Source organism: Nocardia mangyaensis (assembly GCF_001886715.1).
GTDB classification, from domain to species: Bacteria; Actinomycetota; Actinomycetes; order Mycobacteriales; family Mycobacteriaceae; genus Nocardia; species Nocardia mangyaensis.
Window position 1 is genome coordinate 2,284,009 of sequence record NZ_CP018082.1, and the last position, 16,037, is coordinate 2,300,045.

Genomic DNA, 16,037 nt, shown 5'->3' on the forward strand with positions numbered 1-16,037 from the left:
CGAATAGTCGAGATCGCCTCTGGCAGAGACAGTTTCGGAAGCAATCGTCTTCCGGCTGGAGCTCATGGGTGGAACGCTGACAGTTTTCATCGCATACGGGTGGTCCTCAGTGATCATCCGCGATGGGTATACCGACACACTATTGGGTCCTGAAAGAACACGCGAGTGTCTTTCAAGGCAAAACAAACGATCCGAATGGGGTCTCCGAGAAACCGCTGGCAGTTTTGGTTGTCGAGTAGGTCTGGGAAATTGTCTTCCTTCGGGTGTGTTGTTTGAGAACTGCACAGTGGACGCGAGCATCTTTGTTAGTAAGTGTTTAAGAGCGTACGGTGGATGCCTTGGCACCAGGAGCCGATGAAGGACGTAGGAGGCTGCGATAAGCCTCGGGGAGCTGTCAACCGAGCTGAGATCCGAGGATTTCCGAATGGGGAAACCCAGCACGAGTGATGTCGTGTTACCCGCCACTGAATATATAGGTGGTGTGGAGGGAACGTGGGGAAGTGAAACATCTCAGTACCCACAGGAAGAGAAAACAACAGTGATTCCGTGAGTAGTGGCGAGCGAAAGCGGATGAGGCTAAACCAGTTAGATGTGATAGACGGCAGTCGTTGTCTAGCTGGGGTAGTGGGATCATTCTTCTCAACTCTGCCGAGTTGAGCAACAGTAAGAAACCAAGTGGTTAGTTGAAGTGGTCTGGAACGGCCTGCCATAGACGGTGATAGTCCGGTAAACGAAAACTTCTTGGCTGTTGTGGATGTCTCCCGAGTAGCAGCGGGCCCGTGAAATCTGCTGTGAATCTGCCGGGACCACCCGGTAAGCCTGAATACTCCCTGGTGACCGATAGCGGACTAGTACCGTGAGGGAAAGGTGAAAAGTACCCCGGGAGGGGAGTGAAATAGTACCTGAAACCGTGCGCTTACAATCCGTCAAAGCCTTCGTACTTTCGAGTGTGTGGGGTGATGGCGTGCCTTTTGAAGAATGAGCCTGCGAGTCATCGGTGTGTGGCGAGGTTAACCCGTGTGGGGTAGCCGTAGCGAAAGCGAGTCCGAATAGGGCGCCCAATAGTCGCACATTATGGACCCGAAGCGGAGTGATCTACCCATGGCCAGGGTGAAGCGACGGTAAGACGTCGTGGAGGCCCGAACCCACTTAGGTTGAAAACTGAGGGGATGAGCTGTGGGTAGGGGTGAAAGGCCAATCAAACTCCGTGATAGCTGGTTCTCCCCGAAATGCATTTAGGTGCAGCGTCACGTGTTTCACGCCGGAGGTAGAGCTACTGGATGGCCTAGGGGGCCTACAAGCTTACCGAAGTCAGCCAAACTCCGAATGCCGGTGTGTGAGAGCGTGGCAGTGAGACTGCGGGGGATAAGCTTCGTAGTCGAGAGGGAAACAGCCCAGATCGCCGGCTAAGGCCCCTAAGCGTGTACTAAGTGGAAAAGGATGTGGGGTCGCTTAGACAACCAGGAGGTTGGCTTAGAAGCAGCCACCCTTGAAAGAGTGCGTAATAGCTCACTGGTCAAGTGATCCTGCGCCGACAATGTAGCGGGGCTCAAGTACACCGCCGAAGCCGCGGCATTCACGCAATAGCCCGTCCCAGCTGTAGTGGTTGGGGCCAGGTGTGTGGATGGGTAGGGGAGCGTCCTGTGGCCGTGGAAGCAGCAGTGTGAACTAGCTGTGGAGGCCATGGGAGTGAGAATGCAGGCATGAGTAGCGAAAGACGAGTGAGAAACTCGTCCGCCGAATGACCAAGGGTTCCTGGGCCAGGTTAATCCGCCCAGGGTGAGTCGGGACCTAAGGCGAGGCCGACAGGCGTAGTCGATGGACAACGGGTTGATATTCCCGTACCCGTGTATCCGCGCCCAATGCTGAATCAGTTGTGCTAAGTATCCAAATGTTGTCTTACCGAGCCTTCGGGTGAGGGGGATGATGGCTGCATATGACCCTGACTGTAGTAGGTAAGCGATGGGGTGACGCAGGAAGGTAGCTGGGCCAGGTGATGGAATACCTGGTGTAAGCGTGTAGGGAGTGTGATAGGCAAATCCGTCACACATGTGTCCTGAGACGTGATGCGTACCCGTTGAGGGGAATTCAGTGATCCTATGCTGCCGAGAAAAGCCTCTAGCGAGCTGGTACATGGCCCGTACCCCAAACCGACACAGGTGGTCAGGTAGAGAATACTAAGGCGATCGAGAGAACTGTGGTTAAGGAACTCGGCAAAATGCCCCCGTAACTTCGGGAGAAGGGGGACCACATCTGGTGATGATCTTTACGGTCTGAGCTGGGTGGGGTCGCAGAGACCAGAGAGAAGCGACTGTTTACTAAAAACACAGGTCCGTGCGAAGTCGTAAGACGATGTATACGGACTGACGCCTGCCCGGTGCCGGAAGGTTAAGAGGACCGGTTAGCCACTTGTGGCGAAGCTGAGAATTTAAGCCCCGGTAAACGGCGGTGGTAACTATAACCATCCTAAGGTAGCGAAATTCCTTGTCGGGTAAGTTCCGACCTGCACGAATGGCGTAACGACTTCTCTGCTGTCTCAACCACAGACTCGGCGAAATTGCATTACGAGTAAAGATGCTCGTTACGCGCGGCAGGACGAAAAGACCCCGGGACCTTCACTATAGCTTGGTATTGGTGTTCGGTACGGTTTGTGTAGGATAGGTGGGAGACTGTGAAGCGGGCACGCTAGTGTTTGTGGAGTCGTCGTTGAAATACCACTCTGATCGTATTGGACTTCTAACCTCGGACCATGATCTGGTTCAGGGACAGTGCCTGGTGGGTAGTTTAACTGGGGCGGTTGCCTCCTAAAATGTAACGGAGGCGCCCAAAGGTTCCCTCAGCCTGGTTGGCAATCAGGTGTTGAGTGCAAGTGCACAAGGGAGCTTGACTGTGAGACTGACAGGTCGAGCAGGGACGAAAGTCGGGACTAGTGATCCGGCACCGGCAAGTGGAAGCGGTGTCGCTCAACGGATAAAAGGTACCCCGGGGATAACAGGCTGATCTTCCCCAAGAGTCCATATCGACGGGATGGTTTGGCACCTCGATGTCGGCTCGTCGCATCCTGGGGCTGGAGTAGGTCCCAAGGGTTGGGCTGTTCGCCCATTAAAGCGGCACGCGAGCTGGGTTTAGAACGTCGTGAGACAGTTCGGTCTCTATCCGCCGCGCGCGTTAGAAACTTGAGGAAGGCTGTCCCTAGTACGAGAGGACCGGGACGGACGAACCTCTGGTGTGCCAGTTGTTCCGCCAGGAGCACTGCTGGTTGGCTACGTTCGGAAGGGATAACCGCTGAAAGCATCTAAGCGGGAAGCCTGTTCCAAGATGAGGTTTCTCTCCACCTTGAGTGGTTAAGGCCCCCTACAGACCATGGGGTTGATAGGCCGGAACTGGAAGCCAGGTAACTGGTGTAGGTGACTGGTACTAATAGGCCGAGGGCTTATTATCGAAGGTGTTACGCGTCCACTGTGCGGTTTCTGAAACAACACACAGATCTTTGAGACATGGGTTTCGGCTTCCTTTTGGGGGGTTGGGGTTTGTGGCTCTCTGTGGTTAGTTTCATAGTGTTACGGCGGTTATAGCGGTGGGGAAACGCCCGGTCCCATTCCGAACCCGGAAGCTAAGGCCACCTGCGCCGATGGTACTGCACTCGACAGGGTGTGGGAGAGTAGGACACCGCCGGAACATTCTTCACGATAGGGGACCCAATTTTGGGTCCCCTATCGTCGTTTGTGAGGCCGGAACGCATCCGGCACGCCGGGCGGACGATGCCCCGTCCTCCGTCCGTGGTTGAATTCTTGCAGGCGGGGCCATGCCAACACTCCCCGGAGGCCGGGGAATCTAGAAAGGGATCGCCGTGTCGGAACACAACGACGAACGGAAGCCTTTCCGCCGGGACGGAGACGCCCGCGGTTTCGGCCGACGCGGCGAACCGACCGACCGCACCCAGGGCGGACGCGACGACAACAGCCGCGGCGCGAGCCGTGGCGGTGACAGTGACCGTGGCGGATTCCGCCGCAACGACAGTGGCGACCGCCGCCGAGAGGACTCCACCGGCGGTTCCGACCGCGGCGGCGACCGTTCGCGCGGCAGTTCCGATCGCGGGAGTTCGGATCGCGGTGGTTACCAGCGTCGTGACGATGCCGGCCGCGGTGGCTATCAGCGGCGCGACGACAACGATCGCGGTGGATCCCGTAGCAATGACGGCGGCGACCGTGGTGGTTACCAGCGGCGCGACGATGCGGGCCGCGGCGGCTCCGGTGATCGTGGCCGTCCCGCCGGTGGTTTCGACCGTGGCGGTGACCGTGGCGGGCATCGACGCAATGATGACGACCGTCCCCGCGGTGGCTCGGATCGCGGTGGGTTCCGCCGTGACGAGGGTGACGACCGTTCGCGTGGCGGTTCGGATCGTGGCGGTGACCGGGGCGGATTCCGTCGCAACGACGGTGGTGATCGTGGTGGTTACCAGCGTCGCGACGATGCGAGTCGTGGTGGTTCCGGCGATCGTGGTGGATTCCGGCGTGATGACAAAGACGATCGTTCGCGGGGAAGCTCCGACCGCGGTGGCTCCGACCGGGGAGGGTTCCGCCGTAGCGAGGGCGATGATCGCTCGCGCGGTGGCTCGGATCGTGGCGGGTTCCGCCGTACCGAAGGTGATGATCGCTCGCGCGGTAGCTCGGATCGCGGTGGGTTCCGCCGTACCGAGGGTGACGACCGCTCGCGCGGTGGGTCCGGCCGTGGTGGTGATCGTGGTGAATTCCGTCGTAGCGACGGTGGTGATCGTGGTGGTTACCAGCGGCGCGACGATGCGGGCCGTGGTGGTTCCGGTGATCGTGGTGGATTCCGGCGTGATGACAAAGACGATCGTTCGCGGGGAAGCTCGGATCGTGGTGGGTTCCGCCGTAGCGAGGGCGATGATCGCTCGCGCGGTGGTTCTGATCGCGGTGGGTTCCGGCGCAATGAGGGCGATGATCGCTCGCGTGGTGGCTCGGATCGTGGCGGGTTCCGCCGTACCGAAGGCGATGATCGTTCGCGTGGCGGTTCGGATCGTGGCGGGTTCCGCGGCGCGGAGAGTTCCGATCGCGGTGGCTATCAGCGGCGGGATGACAAGGATCGCGGATTCCGGCGTGACGACGATCGCGGGCGTGGTGGATTCAAGCGTGGCGGCGACTCCGGTGGCGGCCGCAGGTTCGTCGGCGAGGACGGTAAGCCACTGGAGGGCACCTACCGTGAGAAGCGTCGGGAACGCGACAGCGATGTGCTCGGCGTCGTCTCCGCGGCGGATGCTTCGACTGTCGAGCCTTCGGCCGACGAGTCCGCCGCTGTCGAGTCGACGGAGACCAGTTCGTCGGTATCGGCCGATGTCGCAGCGTCCACTGAGCAGTCCTCGGCCGGACGTGCGTCGGCAGCCGACCTGGTAGCAGATGATTCGGCGCCGGTGGCCGACGACGGCACGGTCTCGACGAAGGCACTGGCGCGGTCCGACGAGGACGACGAGCGCTCCCGTGGCTCGCGCCGCGACGATGTCTCCTCCGATGGCACCGACCGCGACGACGGCCCCGCTGGTGGCGCGGGCCGTGACGACCGCTTCGACGAAGCTGTTGGTGGCGCGGGCCGTGACGACCGTTCCGACGGAGCCGTTGGTGGCGACGACCGTTTCGATGCCGCTGATCGCGACGACCGTTCCGATGGCGTTGCTGGTCGTGTCGACCGCGCTTACGGTGGCTCCGATCGTGATGACCGCGCCCAGGGTGGTTCCGATCGTGACGACCGCTCCAGCGGTGGTTCCGATCGTGGCTTCCGCTCGCGCGGTGGCTCGGATCGGGACGAGGACTCCAGCGGTTCGCGATCGGGCGGCTTCGACCGTGGTGACGAGCGTCGTCGTGGCGGTGAGGGCGCTCGGGCGACCGGTGGGCGGACGAGTGAACGTCGTGCGGACCGGCCGGAGGAGCCCGATCTGCCCGAGGACGTGCAGGCCTCCGATCTGGACCCGGCCGTGCGCCGCGATCTGCTGAGCCTGGACAAGAACAATGCCGAGACGGTCGCACGGCACATGGTGATGGCCGTCGAACTGCTCGACGACGACCCGCGTCTCGCCCTCGCCCACGCCAGGGCGGCTCGGCAGCGCGCAGGCCGCATCGCGGTGGTCCGTGAGACCGCCGGAGTGGTGGCCTATCACGCCGAGGAATGGGCCGAGGCGCTCTCGGAGCTGCGGACCGCGCGGCGCATGTCGGGCGGATCCGGCCTGCTCGCGGTGATGGCGGACTGCGAGCGCGGGCTCGGCAGGCCGGAACGAGCCATCGAGCTCGGTCGCAGCGAAGAAGCGCAGCGGCTCTCCGGTGACGAGGCCACCGAACTGCGGATCGTCGTCGCGGGCGCCCGGATGGACTTGGGCCAGTTCGACCAGGCCGTGGTGACGCTGCAGACCTCGGATCTGGACCCGGCGCGCACCGGCTCGGCCGCCGCGCGCCTGTTCTACGCCTACGCCGACGCCTTGGTGGCGGCGGGCCGTACCGACGAGGGCCTGCAGTGGTTTCTCAATGCCGCGGCCGCCGACCTCGACGGCGAAACCGACGCCGAGGACCGCGCCACCGAACTCACCGGCGACGCGCAATAGCGGCTTCGACGAGACAGCAGGACGGCCGCCGGTCGGGAACCGTAGTGGGAGTCCCGACCGGCGGCCGTTCCGCGTTGTCCGCTCAGAAGGCGCCGAACAGTGGTCCGGTGAGGCCGAGTGCGACCTGCTGGGTGGTGTTCACCAGGTAGAACAGGATCAGCGCGCCGCCGATGATGGCGAGGTTCTTGTTGAAGCTGATCAGCTCGGTCTGCTTGACCTGCGGGTCGGTCTCTTTCCAGAACGCGTGCATGAGCACACTCACGGGTACCAGGAACACGACCAGCAGCAGCGCGCCGAGGTCGATCCAGACACCGAGGACGAGCGAGAGCGCGGCGAGCACCGCGATCACGCCGCTGGCGAGCACACCCGCCTTCGCGGCCGGAACTCCCTTGGCCGCGGCGTATTGGGCCATACCGTCGGCCTGGGTGAAGTGACCGAGCGCGGAGAACGCGAAGATCGCCGCGAGCAGGATGCGGCCGACGAGAAAGACGATGTCCACGAGAGGACCCTTTCGTTCGAATGAGGACGACCGCATCGGAAGCGGCGATTCACCAGGCTCCAACCGGACTGTGGTCCGGTTAATTCCCGAAGGGTGGTGTTCTGGGTCACATTCCCGTCGGCGTGTCCGGTCGACGCGCAGGTCGGCGGGCTCGGAACCGGCGGCACTGTCTCGCGGCACGCCCGGGATGCTCGATCATGAAGGGTGCGAGGCGATCCGGCGGTGGTCAGGTTCGAGACTGTCGGTGGCCTCGCCTAGGGTCGCGGAAGTGACCGGCTCGGCAGTGACGACGGAGTGAGGGTGTGTGAACCGGCTACGCGATCGATACGAGGCTTTGCTGCTCGATCTGGACGGGACGCTGTACCGCGGTCCCGCGGTGATCGACGGTGGGCCGAAAGCATTGGCGCCCGAAGGTGATTCGGCGCAGCGACTGGTGTACGTGACCAACAACGCGGCGCGGGGGCCCGGCGCGGTGGCCGGGCATCTGGCCGAGCTGGGATATCCGGCCACCGCCGCGGACGTGGTCACCAGTGCGCAGGCCGCCGCCAGGATGTTGGCGCTGCGGTTGACACCCCGTGACCGGGTGCTCGTCGTGGGGACCGAGGATCTCGTCGCCGAGGTCGAGGCGGTGGGACTGTCGCCGATCCGTCGGTTCGGCGACACGCCGCCCGCGGCGGTCGTGCAGGGGCATTCGCCGACGACGGCGTGGCCCGATCTCGCCGAGGCGGCCTACGCGCTGCGGGCCGGTGCGCTGTGGATCGCGGCCAATACCGACCGCACCCTGCCGAACGAGCGAGGGCTCGCGCCGGGCAACGGGTCGATGGTCGCCGCGCTGCGCACGGCCTCCGATCGTGAGCCGCTGGTGGCGGGCAAGCCGTACGCGCCGCTGATGGAGGACGCGATCGAGCGGGCGCGCACCCGCAACGCCCTGGTGGTCGGGGATCGGCTCGACACCGATGTCGAGGGCGCCAACGGGCTCGGTCTCGACTCGCTGCTCGTGCTCACAGGAGTCAGCACCCTCGACGAGGTGATCACCGCACCGGACGCGCAGGTGCCCACCTACATCGCCACCTCGCTGGACGCGCTCAACGCTGATGTCGTGTCCGGACCGGTGGCACCCTCGGCGGTCGCGGAGCTGTTGCGGCAGTACCCCGGCCGGGCGGTACGGGTGCGCGCGGCCGATTCGGAAATCCGATAGCGTTGACGGCACGATGAGTACTCCGAGTTCACCGCCGACCGGCGGGTCACAGCCACCCCGGCCCGCGATGCCCGTGCCCGGCAGTCACCTGCCCGGCGCCGCGGCGCGCCAGGAACCGGCCGACCCGAACCGGATCAGAGCCGAGGTGGCCGGACTGCTCGCCGAGCTCGGCCCCCCGACGGCCGGGTCGAGTCCGGCGGAGAACACCGAGACCGGCGCCGACATCACCCGCCGCGCGCGCATCCTCGAACAGGCGCACGACGTACTCGTCGACGCGCTGGCGACAGTGGACAAGATCTGAGGTGGCCAGGCGAGCGCGAGTGGACGCCGAACTGGTCCGGCGCGGATTGGCCCGATCGCGAGAACACGCGGTCGAACTGATCGGCGCGGGCCGCGTCCTGATTGCCGGAACCGTCGCGGTGAAGGCGGCGACGGCCGTGGAGACGGGGACTCCGCTGATCGTGCGGGAGGAGCCCGACGAGGTGTCGTGGGCTTCGCGCGGCGCGCACAAGCTGCTCGGCGCGCTCGAGGCGTTCGAGCCGCAGGGGCTGACGGTCGAGGGGAAGCGGTGCCTCGATGCCGGTGCCTCGACCGGCGGGTTCACCGATGTGCTGCTCGACAGAGGCGCGCGCGAGGTCGTCGCGGTCGATGTCGGGTACGGCCAGCTGATCTGGCGACTGCAGAACGACGACCGGGTGCGCGTGTTCGATCGCACCAACGTGCGCGGCATCACCCCGGAAACCATCGACGGCACAGTGGAATTGGTTGTCGGTGATCTCTCGTTCATCTCGCTGGGGCTGGTGCTGCCCGCACTGGCCGCGTGCACGGCTGCCGGGGCCGAGCTGCTGCCGATGGTGAAGCCGCAGTTCGAGGTCGGCAAGGAACGGGTCGGCGCCGGCGGTGTGGTGCGCGAGCCGGCCCTGCGTGCCGAGGTGGTGCGTGAGGTCGCCGCCGCGGCGGGCGCGCTGGGGCTGCGGACCCTGGGCGTGGTCGCCAGTCCGCTGCCGGGTCCGTCGGGCAACGTGGAGTACTTCCTGTGGCTGCGCAAGGTCGGCCCGTTCGACTACGACGCCGAGCAAGTCGCGGAATTGGTCACCCGCGCGGTCGAGGAGGGTCCGCAGTGAGTGCGCACGAGGGCAGGGAGATCCTGCTCGTCGCCCATCCTGGTCGTGCGGAGATCATCGAGACCGCGCACCGGGTGGCGAAGATCTTCGCCGAGGCGGGCATCTGCCTGCGGGTGCTGGCCGACGAGGCCGACAGCACTCGGTTCGATGGCGAACCGGCCGGGTTCCCGGTGCGGGTGGTCCCGCACAGCCCGTCCGCGGCGCAGGGTTGCGAGATGGTGCTCGCACTCGGCGGGGACGGCACCTTCCTGCGAGCAGCCGAACTCGGGCGGCCTTCGGGCGTGCCGGTGCTCGGAATCAACCTGGGGCGCATCGGGTTTCTCACCGAGGCCGAGGCCGAGCATCTCGACGAGGCGCTGGCCCAGGTGGTCGACCGGGACTATCAGGTGGAGAACCGGATGACCATCGACGTCACCGTCCGGGTCGACGATGTGATCGTCGATCGCGGCTGGGCGCTGAACGAGGCCAGCCTCGAGAACGCCCAGCGGATGGGCGTGCTGGAAGTGGTGCTCGAGGTGGACGGGCGGCCGGTGTCGTCCTTCGGTTGCGACGGCATTCTCATCTCCACGCCCACCGGATCGACCGCGTACGCCTTCTCGGCGGGTGGACCCGTGGTCTGGCCTGAACTGGAGGCGATGCTGGTGATCCCGAGCAATGCCCATGCCCTGTTCGCCCGGCCGTTGGTGACCAGTCCGGAATCGCGGATCGCGGTGGAGACGGTGGCGCTCGGGCACGACGCGATCGTGTTCCTCGACGGCAGGCGCACCCTGGCATTGCCGCACGGCGGGCGGGCTGAGGTGGTGCGCGGTGACCGGCCGGTGCGCTGGGTGCGGTTGGATTCCGCGCCCTTCGCCGATCGGATGGTGCGCAAGTTCCAGCTGCCGGTCACCGGCTGGCGGGGCAGACCTCGAACGGATGACACAGCATGAGCGGGCCGCTGTTCGTGCCGGAAGGACACCGATGCTGACAGAGATCAGAATTGACGGACTCGGCGTCATCTCGACCGCCACGGCGCAGTTCCACGCGGGACTGACCGTGCTCACCGGCGAGACTGGTGCGGGCAAGACCATGGTGGTCACCAGCCTGCACCTGCTCAGCGGCGCTCGCGCCGATGCGGGCCGGGTGCGGCTCGGGGCGGCCAAGGCCGTGGTGGAAGGTCGGTTCGTCGTCGACGACGTCAACGAGGCGGCTCGCACGGCGGTCGGTGAGGTGCTCGAGTCCGCGGGGGCGGAGGCCGATGAGGACGGTAGTGTGATCGCGGTCCGCACCGTCAACAGCGATGGGCGTTCGCGTGCCCACCTGGGTGGACGCGGGGTTCCCGCGGCGGTGCTCGGTGAGTTCACCGCCCGGCTGCTCACCGTGCACGGCCAGAACGATCAGCTGCGACTGCAACGTCCCGAACAGCAGCTGTCGGCTCTGGACCAGTTCGCCGGTGACAGTGTCGCCGCGCTGCTGCGCAAGTATCAGGTGCATCGCCGTTCCTGGCTCGACGCGCGCGCCGAGTTGCTCGAACGCACGGCGCGCAGCAGGGAACTGGCGCTCGAAGCGGACAGGCTCAAGCATTCGCTCGCCGAAATCGACGGTATCGCGCCGGAACCCGGCGAGGACACACGCCTCGTCGCCGAGATCCGTCGGCTCAGCGATCTCGATTCACTGCGAGAGGCGGCCGTCGGTGCGCACGACGCGCTGTCGGGACCGGGTGACGCGGCCGTCGACGGTGGCGGTGTACTCGATCTGCTCGGCGGGGCACGGGCGCGGCTCGACGCGGCCGACGACCCGGCACTGGCCGCGCTCGCGCCGCGCCTCGGCGAGGCGATCGCGGTGGTGGTCGATGTGACCACCGAACTCAGCGGTTACCTGTCCGAACTGCCGTCGGACCCCAGCGCGCTGGACACGATGCTGAACCGTCAGGCCGAGCTGAAGTCGCTCACTCGCAAGTACGCGCCCGATATCGACGGTGTCATCGCCTGGGCCGATGAGTCGCGGGCGCGACTCGACTCTCTCGACGTGTCCGAGGACGCGCTGGCGAAGCTGGCCGGTGAGGTCGAGATCGCCGCGGGCAAGGTGCGCGAGGCCGCGCGCAAGCTCAGCGCCGCTCGCGCGAAAGTCGCGGGCAAGCTGGCCACGGCGGTGAGCACCGAGCTCGGCGGGCTGGCCATGGGCAAGGCTCGGCTCGAGGTGCAGGTGCGCCCGATTCCGGCGAGCGCGCAGGATTCCGCCCCGCTCGCGGTCGACGGCGTGGAGCTGCACGCGGGGTCGACCGGCGTCGACGAGGTGGAGTTCCGCCTCTCGGCGCATTCTGGCGCGCAGTCGCTGCCGCTGAGCAAAAGCGCCTCCGGTGGTGAGCTCTCCCGGGTGATGCTGGCGCTGGAAGTGGTGCTGGCCGGCTCGGACCACGGCGCGACCATGGTCTTCGACGAGGTCGACGCGGGCGTCGGCGGCCGCGCGGCAGTCGAGATCGGTAAACGCCTCGCCCGCTTGGCCCGCACCCACCAGGTCATCGTCGTCACCCACCTGCCCCAGGTCGCCGCCTTCGCCGACACCCACCTGGTCGTGAACAAGTCCGACGACGGAAAAGGCAAGGTGGACAGCGGAGTCCGCACCCTCACCGACGAAGAACGAGTGGTCGAACTGGCCCGCATGCTCGCCGGCCTCGACGACACCGAGACCGGCCGCGCCCACGCCGAAGAACTCCTGGAAACCGCCCGCGCCGAACGAACACCGGCCTGAACCACGGCAACATCGCCCATCCACCGGCAGCCGACGCCGATCGGCGAGAAGGCGACGCCGAGCGGTAAACAGCCAGCGCCCCCATCCCCAACAAACCCAGCCCCGCCCCCGCGACCTCGAGGAGCGGCGGCCGCGTAGCGGCCGGTTCGCGACCGGTCCCAGCCCCCCACCCCTGAGGGCGGGACAGCCGCGAGCAACGCCTCGGGACCGGAATTCAGCGCAGGGCTTTGCGAACCCCACCGAGGAGCTGGTTGGTGAGCTGACGCAAGCCGAATTCGAGCACCGGCGCGGGCAGCGGCAGCGAAGGCTCGGATTCCATCGTGTACACCACGCGGGTGCCACCCTCGCTGGTGTCGGCGAAGGTGATGGTGCCGACGTGCCGCTTGACCGGCGCACCCTTGACGATCTTGTATTCCATCCGCTCGCCGGGGACCAGGGCGATGATCTCCTCGGTCACGCCCACCTTCCCGAGGCCGAGCAGGTGCTGGGCGCCGACGCCGGTGGCCGGATCGCCCTGCTTGATCAGCTTGATGTTGATCGGCAGGTGGGGGCTGACGCTCTCGCGCTCGGTGAAGAGCCGGTAGACGATGTCACGAGGGGCGTCGAAAACCGTCTCGACGGTGCTGCGGGGCATGAATGTGTCTCCTGTCCGAAATGTCTGTGACCCGCAGCATACGGGTAATCAGCCCAGAAACATCGTCAGTGGGGCGTTGATCAGGCCGTGGACGACGATGACCAGCCAGGGATTGCGGTGGCGGGCCCACAGATAGCCGAGGAACAGTCCGGTGACGCCCTGGTTGGCGACAACCGCGGCGAAGTCGAGTGGGAAGCCGAGGCCGCCCTGGATGGCGGTGTGCCAGGCGGCCCACAGCAGGGAGCTCAGTGCGATGGCGGGCCACATGCCATACCGGGATTCGAGGCGGGACTGCAGCCAGAAGCGGTAGAAGACCTCCTCGATGACGGCGTTGAGCACGAAGACGACGACGATGGTGATCGGGTCGATTGCGGATCCGCCCGACGACGGTTGCAGCACGGTGGACATCGCGACGAAGGCGAGCACGGCGGGCAACGGACGCAGCCAGTGGCCGCGGGTGTCGACGCGCGCCCACTCCCGCAACGTTGCCCATCCGGCGATGAGCGGAATCGCGAGCAGTGCCAGCTTCAACAGCACGAACCAGCCGTCCCCCGGCAGCAGATGCACCGCGACGGCGAAGGCGACGGCCAGCGCGGCCAGGAACCAGGCCTGGCGGGTGATCCGGGCGCGGGGAACGGCGGCGAACGGGTCGGCGGGCTGTCTGCCCGGACGGATCGCCCAAGCGAGCGCGATCCCCGCTGCCGCGGGCAGGCACACGGTCAGCAGCGACCGAGTGTCGTGGTGGTCGGCGCTGTAGCGCAGCGCGGTGTTCCCGGTGACGACCAGCGCGACGATCGCGGCGGTGTACACCGCACCGCAGCCCAGGCCGATCAGCAGTCCGTGATCCCGCGAAATCTTCATCACCCCAACATAATCGAGCTCAGCGACGAGTCGGCTCGCCCGTATATGCCACCTGAGTGTCCGATCGCGAGGTAGTGCTGAACGGTTCTCATCGGTGATAGATCACTGTGACGAATGTGATCGGCGATTCGGCGCGCCTCCATCAAAGGTTGAGGGTTTGGCGAGATCATCGGCCCCATGAGGATGCCGGGGTTGTTGACGAGGAACACGGAAACGCTGCCCGGTGTCGCCGGGATCGCCCGGGTGGATCGCAACACCCGGCGCCTGCTGGGGCGGGTCGGGCCGGGGGACATCGTCGTGCTCGACGAGACCGATCTGGATCGCCACACCGCCGACCGGCTGGTCGAGGCCGGTGTCATCGCGGTGATCAACACCTCGCCGTCGATCTCGGGACGCTATCCCAATCTGGGCCCGGAAGTGCTGGTGGCCAATGGGATCGTGTTGATGGACACCGTGTCCTCCGACGCGTTCGGCAAGATCAAGGACGGCAGCAAGATCCGCATCGACGAGGGCGTCGTCTACGCGGACAAGCTGACCAAGAAGGAGCCCGAGGTCCTGGTCGAGGGCATCGAGTTCGACGAGTCCACCATCGCCGACCGGATGATCGAGGCGCGCAACGGGCTCGCCGATCACCTCGACGCGTTCGCGGGCAACACCACCGAGTTCGTGCGCACCGAGAGCGCGCTGCTGATCGACGGTATCGGCGTGCCCGAGATCGAGCTGGAACTGCGCAACCGGCACGTGGTCGTCGTCGCCGACGGGTCGGGGCATCTCCAGGAACTGCAGCGGCTCAAGCCGTTCATCAAGGAGTACGCGCCGATCCTGATCGGGGTGGGTCGCGGCGCGGACTCCCTGCGCAAGCTCAAGTACACGCCAGACCTGATCGTCGGCGATCCGGACGAGATCAGCACCGAGACATTGCGATCCGGCGCGGAGATGATCCTGCCCGCCGACACCGACGGCCACGCCAAGGGTCTCGAACGCATCCAGGACCTCGGCATCGGCGCCACCACCTTCCCGTCCTCGGGTTCGCCCGCCGATCTGGCGCTCATGCTGGCCGATCATCACGGCGCCTCGCTGATCGTGCTCGCCGGCGCACCGGCCTCGCTGGAGGACTTCTTCGATCGCGGCCGCCGCGACAGCAACCCGGCGACCTTCCTGACCCGGCTCAAGGTCGGGGCCAAACTGGTCGACGCGAACGCGGTGTCGACGCTGTACCGGCACCGGTCCTCGGGTGCGGCCCTGGCGCTGGTGGTGCTGGCCGCGCTGATCGCGGTCGTCGTGGTGATCCTGGCTTCGCACAATGGTCCCGAGGTGCTGGACTGGGCGATCGACTACTGGAACCGCTTCGTACTGTGGGTGCGGGGTCTGCTGTGATCTCACTGCGTCAACATGCCATCTCGATCGCGGCGATCTTCCTGGCGCTGGCCGTCGGGGTGGTGCTCGGCTCGCAGACACTGGCCGCGGACATGCTGTCCGGCCTGCGCTCGGACAAGAGTGATCTGCGCGAACAGGTCGACACGCTCACCGCGCAGAACGAGCGCCTGTCCGGTCAGCTCGACGCCGCCGACCAGTTCATCGCCGGCTCGGCGGGCCGGATCCTGGGCGGCACACTGGCCGACCGCAGCGTCGTCGTGTTCACCACCCCCGACGCCGATCCCGCCGATGTCGACGGGGTGAGCCGGGCGCTCGAGACCGCGGGCGCCGCGGTGACCGGCCGGATCAGCCTGGCCGACGGCTTCGTCGACGCGGGGGAGGGCGACCGGATGCGTTCGGCGCTGACCAACATCGTTCCCGCGGGCGCGCAACTGCGCACCGGCGCGGTCGACCAGGGCAGCATGGCGGGCGACCTGCTCGGCCTGACCCTGCTGCTCGATCCGGCGACCGGCCAACCGCGCAGCACCCCGCAGGAACTCGCCCTCGTGCTCGAGACCCTGCGCGGCGGCGGTTTCCTCGCTTACGGCGACATTCCGGTGCGACCGGCGCAACTCGCGGTCGTCGTCACCGGTAACGGCCTCGCCTCCGACACCGGACAGGGCGCGACCATCGCTCGCTTCACCGGCGCCGTGCGCGACCGCGCCGCGGGTGCCGTGCTGGCCGGGCGCGTGGGTGCCGCCGAAGGCGAAGGCTCCATCGGAGAGGTCCGCGCCCAGGCCCCGCTGGCGGCCACGGTCAGCACGGTCGACAACATCGATCGCGAAATCGGCCGGGTGACAACCGTTCTCGCCCTCACCGAACAACTCGCGGGGGGATCGGGCCGCTATGGCACAGGTCCCACAGCCACCTCGCTCACACTCGTAGCCATGCCACGATGATTGAGAACAGCACCACTTCTCACCGGCGAGAGCGCGCGCCTCGCGTCCCAACGAAACGACTGATCT

At 66.1% G+C, this 16,037-nt stretch carries 12 protein-coding genes and 2 rRNA genes; 11 read left to right on the forward strand and 3 right to left on the reverse strand.

Going from position 1 to position 16,037, the window contains the following annotated elements:
- Nucleotides 1–306 precede the first annotated feature (306 nt).
- The 4 genes from BOX37_RS10355 (at nucleotide 307) to BOX37_RS10365 (ending at nucleotide 6,610) form a co-directional block, all read left to right on the forward strand.
- Nucleotides 307–3,441: ribosomal RNA gene (locus BOX37_RS10355) — 23S ribosomal RNA — on the forward strand.
- Between the two features lie 120 nt (nucleotides 3,442–3,561).
- Nucleotides 3,562–3,678, forward strand: a 5S ribosomal RNA gene (gene rrf, locus BOX37_RS10360).
- Nucleotides 3,679–3,779: 101 nt separating this feature from the next.
- Entirely contained in the window at nucleotides 3,780–5,414 is a 1,635-nt protein-coding gene (locus BOX37_RS33870) for a hypothetical protein (RefSeq protein WP_156910357.1), read from the forward strand.
- Nucleotides 5,415–5,464: 50 nt separating this feature from the next.
- A complete protein-coding gene (locus BOX37_RS10365) occupies nucleotides 5,465–6,610 on the forward strand; it encodes a hypothetical protein (protein ID WP_420811620.1) in 1,146 nt (381 codons plus the stop codon).
- An 82-nt stretch (nucleotides 6,611–6,692) separates the two neighbouring features.
- On the opposite strand, the gene BOX37_RS10370 is transcribed toward BOX37_RS10365, so the two are convergent.
- On the reverse strand, nucleotides 6,693–7,109 hold the full coding sequence (locus BOX37_RS10370) for a DoxX family protein (RefSeq protein WP_071927456.1): 417 nt from the start codon (nucleotides 7,107–7,109) through the stop codon (nucleotides 6,693–6,695).
- Between the two features lie 304 nt (nucleotides 7,110–7,413).
- On the opposite strand from BOX37_RS10370, the gene BOX37_RS10375 reads away from it, so the two are divergent.
- From BOX37_RS10375 to recN, 5 genes are read left to right on the forward strand one after another with little or no spacing between them, the layout of a single operon-like run.
- On the forward strand, nucleotides 7,414–8,307 hold the full coding sequence (locus BOX37_RS10375; RefSeq protein ID WP_071927457.1) for an HAD-IIA family hydrolase: 894 nt from the start codon (nucleotides 7,414–7,416) through the stop codon (nucleotides 8,305–8,307).
- Nucleotides 8,308–8,320: 13 nt separating this feature from the next.
- Complete coding sequence (locus BOX37_RS10380) at nucleotides 8,321–8,608, forward strand: hypothetical protein (RefSeq protein WP_240505295.1); 288 nt, start codon at nucleotides 8,321–8,323, stop codon at nucleotides 8,606–8,608.
- A 1-nt stretch (nucleotide 8,609) separates the two neighbouring features.
- Nucleotides 8,610–9,431, forward strand: a complete 822-nt coding sequence (locus BOX37_RS10385) for a TlyA family RNA methyltransferase (RefSeq protein ID WP_071927459.1) — start codon at nucleotides 8,610–8,612, stop codon at nucleotides 9,429–9,431.
- A complete protein-coding gene (locus BOX37_RS10390) occupies nucleotides 9,395–10,360 on the forward strand; it encodes an NAD kinase (protein ID WP_071931366.1) in 966 nt (321 codons plus the stop codon). Before BOX37_RS10385 ends, BOX37_RS10390 begins: the two co-directional genes overlap by 37 nt.
- A 31-nt stretch (nucleotides 10,361–10,391) precedes the next feature.
- Entirely contained in the window at nucleotides 10,392–12,161 is a 1,770-nt protein-coding gene (gene recN, locus BOX37_RS10395) for a DNA repair protein RecN (RefSeq protein WP_071927460.1), read from the forward strand.
- A gap of 214 nt (nucleotides 12,162–12,375) precedes the next feature.
- On the opposite strand, the gene BOX37_RS10400 is transcribed toward recN, so the two are convergent.
- Nucleotides 12,376–12,795, reverse strand: a complete 420-nt coding sequence (locus BOX37_RS10400) for an SRPBCC family protein (protein ID WP_071927461.1) — start codon at nucleotides 12,793–12,795, stop codon at nucleotides 12,376–12,378.
- Nucleotides 12,796–12,843: 48 nt separating this feature from the next.
- Nucleotides 12,844–13,656, reverse strand: coding sequence for a CPBP family intramembrane glutamic endopeptidase (locus BOX37_RS10405; RefSeq protein WP_071927462.1), 813 nt, complete (start codon nucleotides 13,654–13,656; stop codon nucleotides 12,844–12,846).
- A 177-nt stretch (nucleotides 13,657–13,833) separates the two neighbouring features.
- On the opposite strand from BOX37_RS10405, the gene steA reads away from it, so the two are divergent.
- Together steA and BOX37_RS10415 are read left to right on the forward strand one after the other, a co-directional pair.
- Nucleotides 13,834–15,033 (forward strand): putative cytokinetic ring protein SteA, encoded by a 1,200-nt coding sequence (gene steA, locus BOX37_RS10410; protein WP_071927463.1) that lies wholly within the window; start codon nucleotides 13,834–13,836, stop codon nucleotides 15,031–15,033.
- On the forward strand, nucleotides 15,030–15,971 hold the full coding sequence (locus BOX37_RS10415) for a copper transporter (RefSeq protein ID WP_156910358.1): 942 nt from the start codon (nucleotides 15,030–15,032) through the stop codon (nucleotides 15,969–15,971). Before steA ends, BOX37_RS10415 begins: the two co-directional genes overlap by 4 nt.
- Nucleotides 15,972–16,037: the final 66 nt, after the last annotated feature.

Bases quoted from the DNA above. Each gene is read 5' to 3' on its own strand.
- BOX37_RS10380 (WP_240505295.1), top strand. From the start codon at position 8,321: ATGAGTACTCCGAGTTCACCGCCGACCGGCGGGTCACAGCCACCCCGG.
- recN (WP_071927460.1), top strand. From the start codon at position 10,392: ATGCTGACAGAGATCAGAATTGACGGACTCGGCGTCATCTCGACCGCC.
- BOX37_RS10400 (WP_071927461.1), bottom strand. From the start codon at position 12,795: ATGCCCCGCAGCACCGTCGAGACGGTTTTCGACGCCCCTCGTGACATC.
- BOX37_RS10405 (WP_071927462.1), bottom strand. From the start codon at position 13,656: ATGAAGATTTCGCGGGATCACGGACTGCTGATCGGCCTGGGCTGCGGT.
- steA (WP_071927463.1), top strand. From the start codon at position 13,834: ATGAGGATGCCGGGGTTGTTGACGAGGAACACGGAAACGCTGCCCGGT.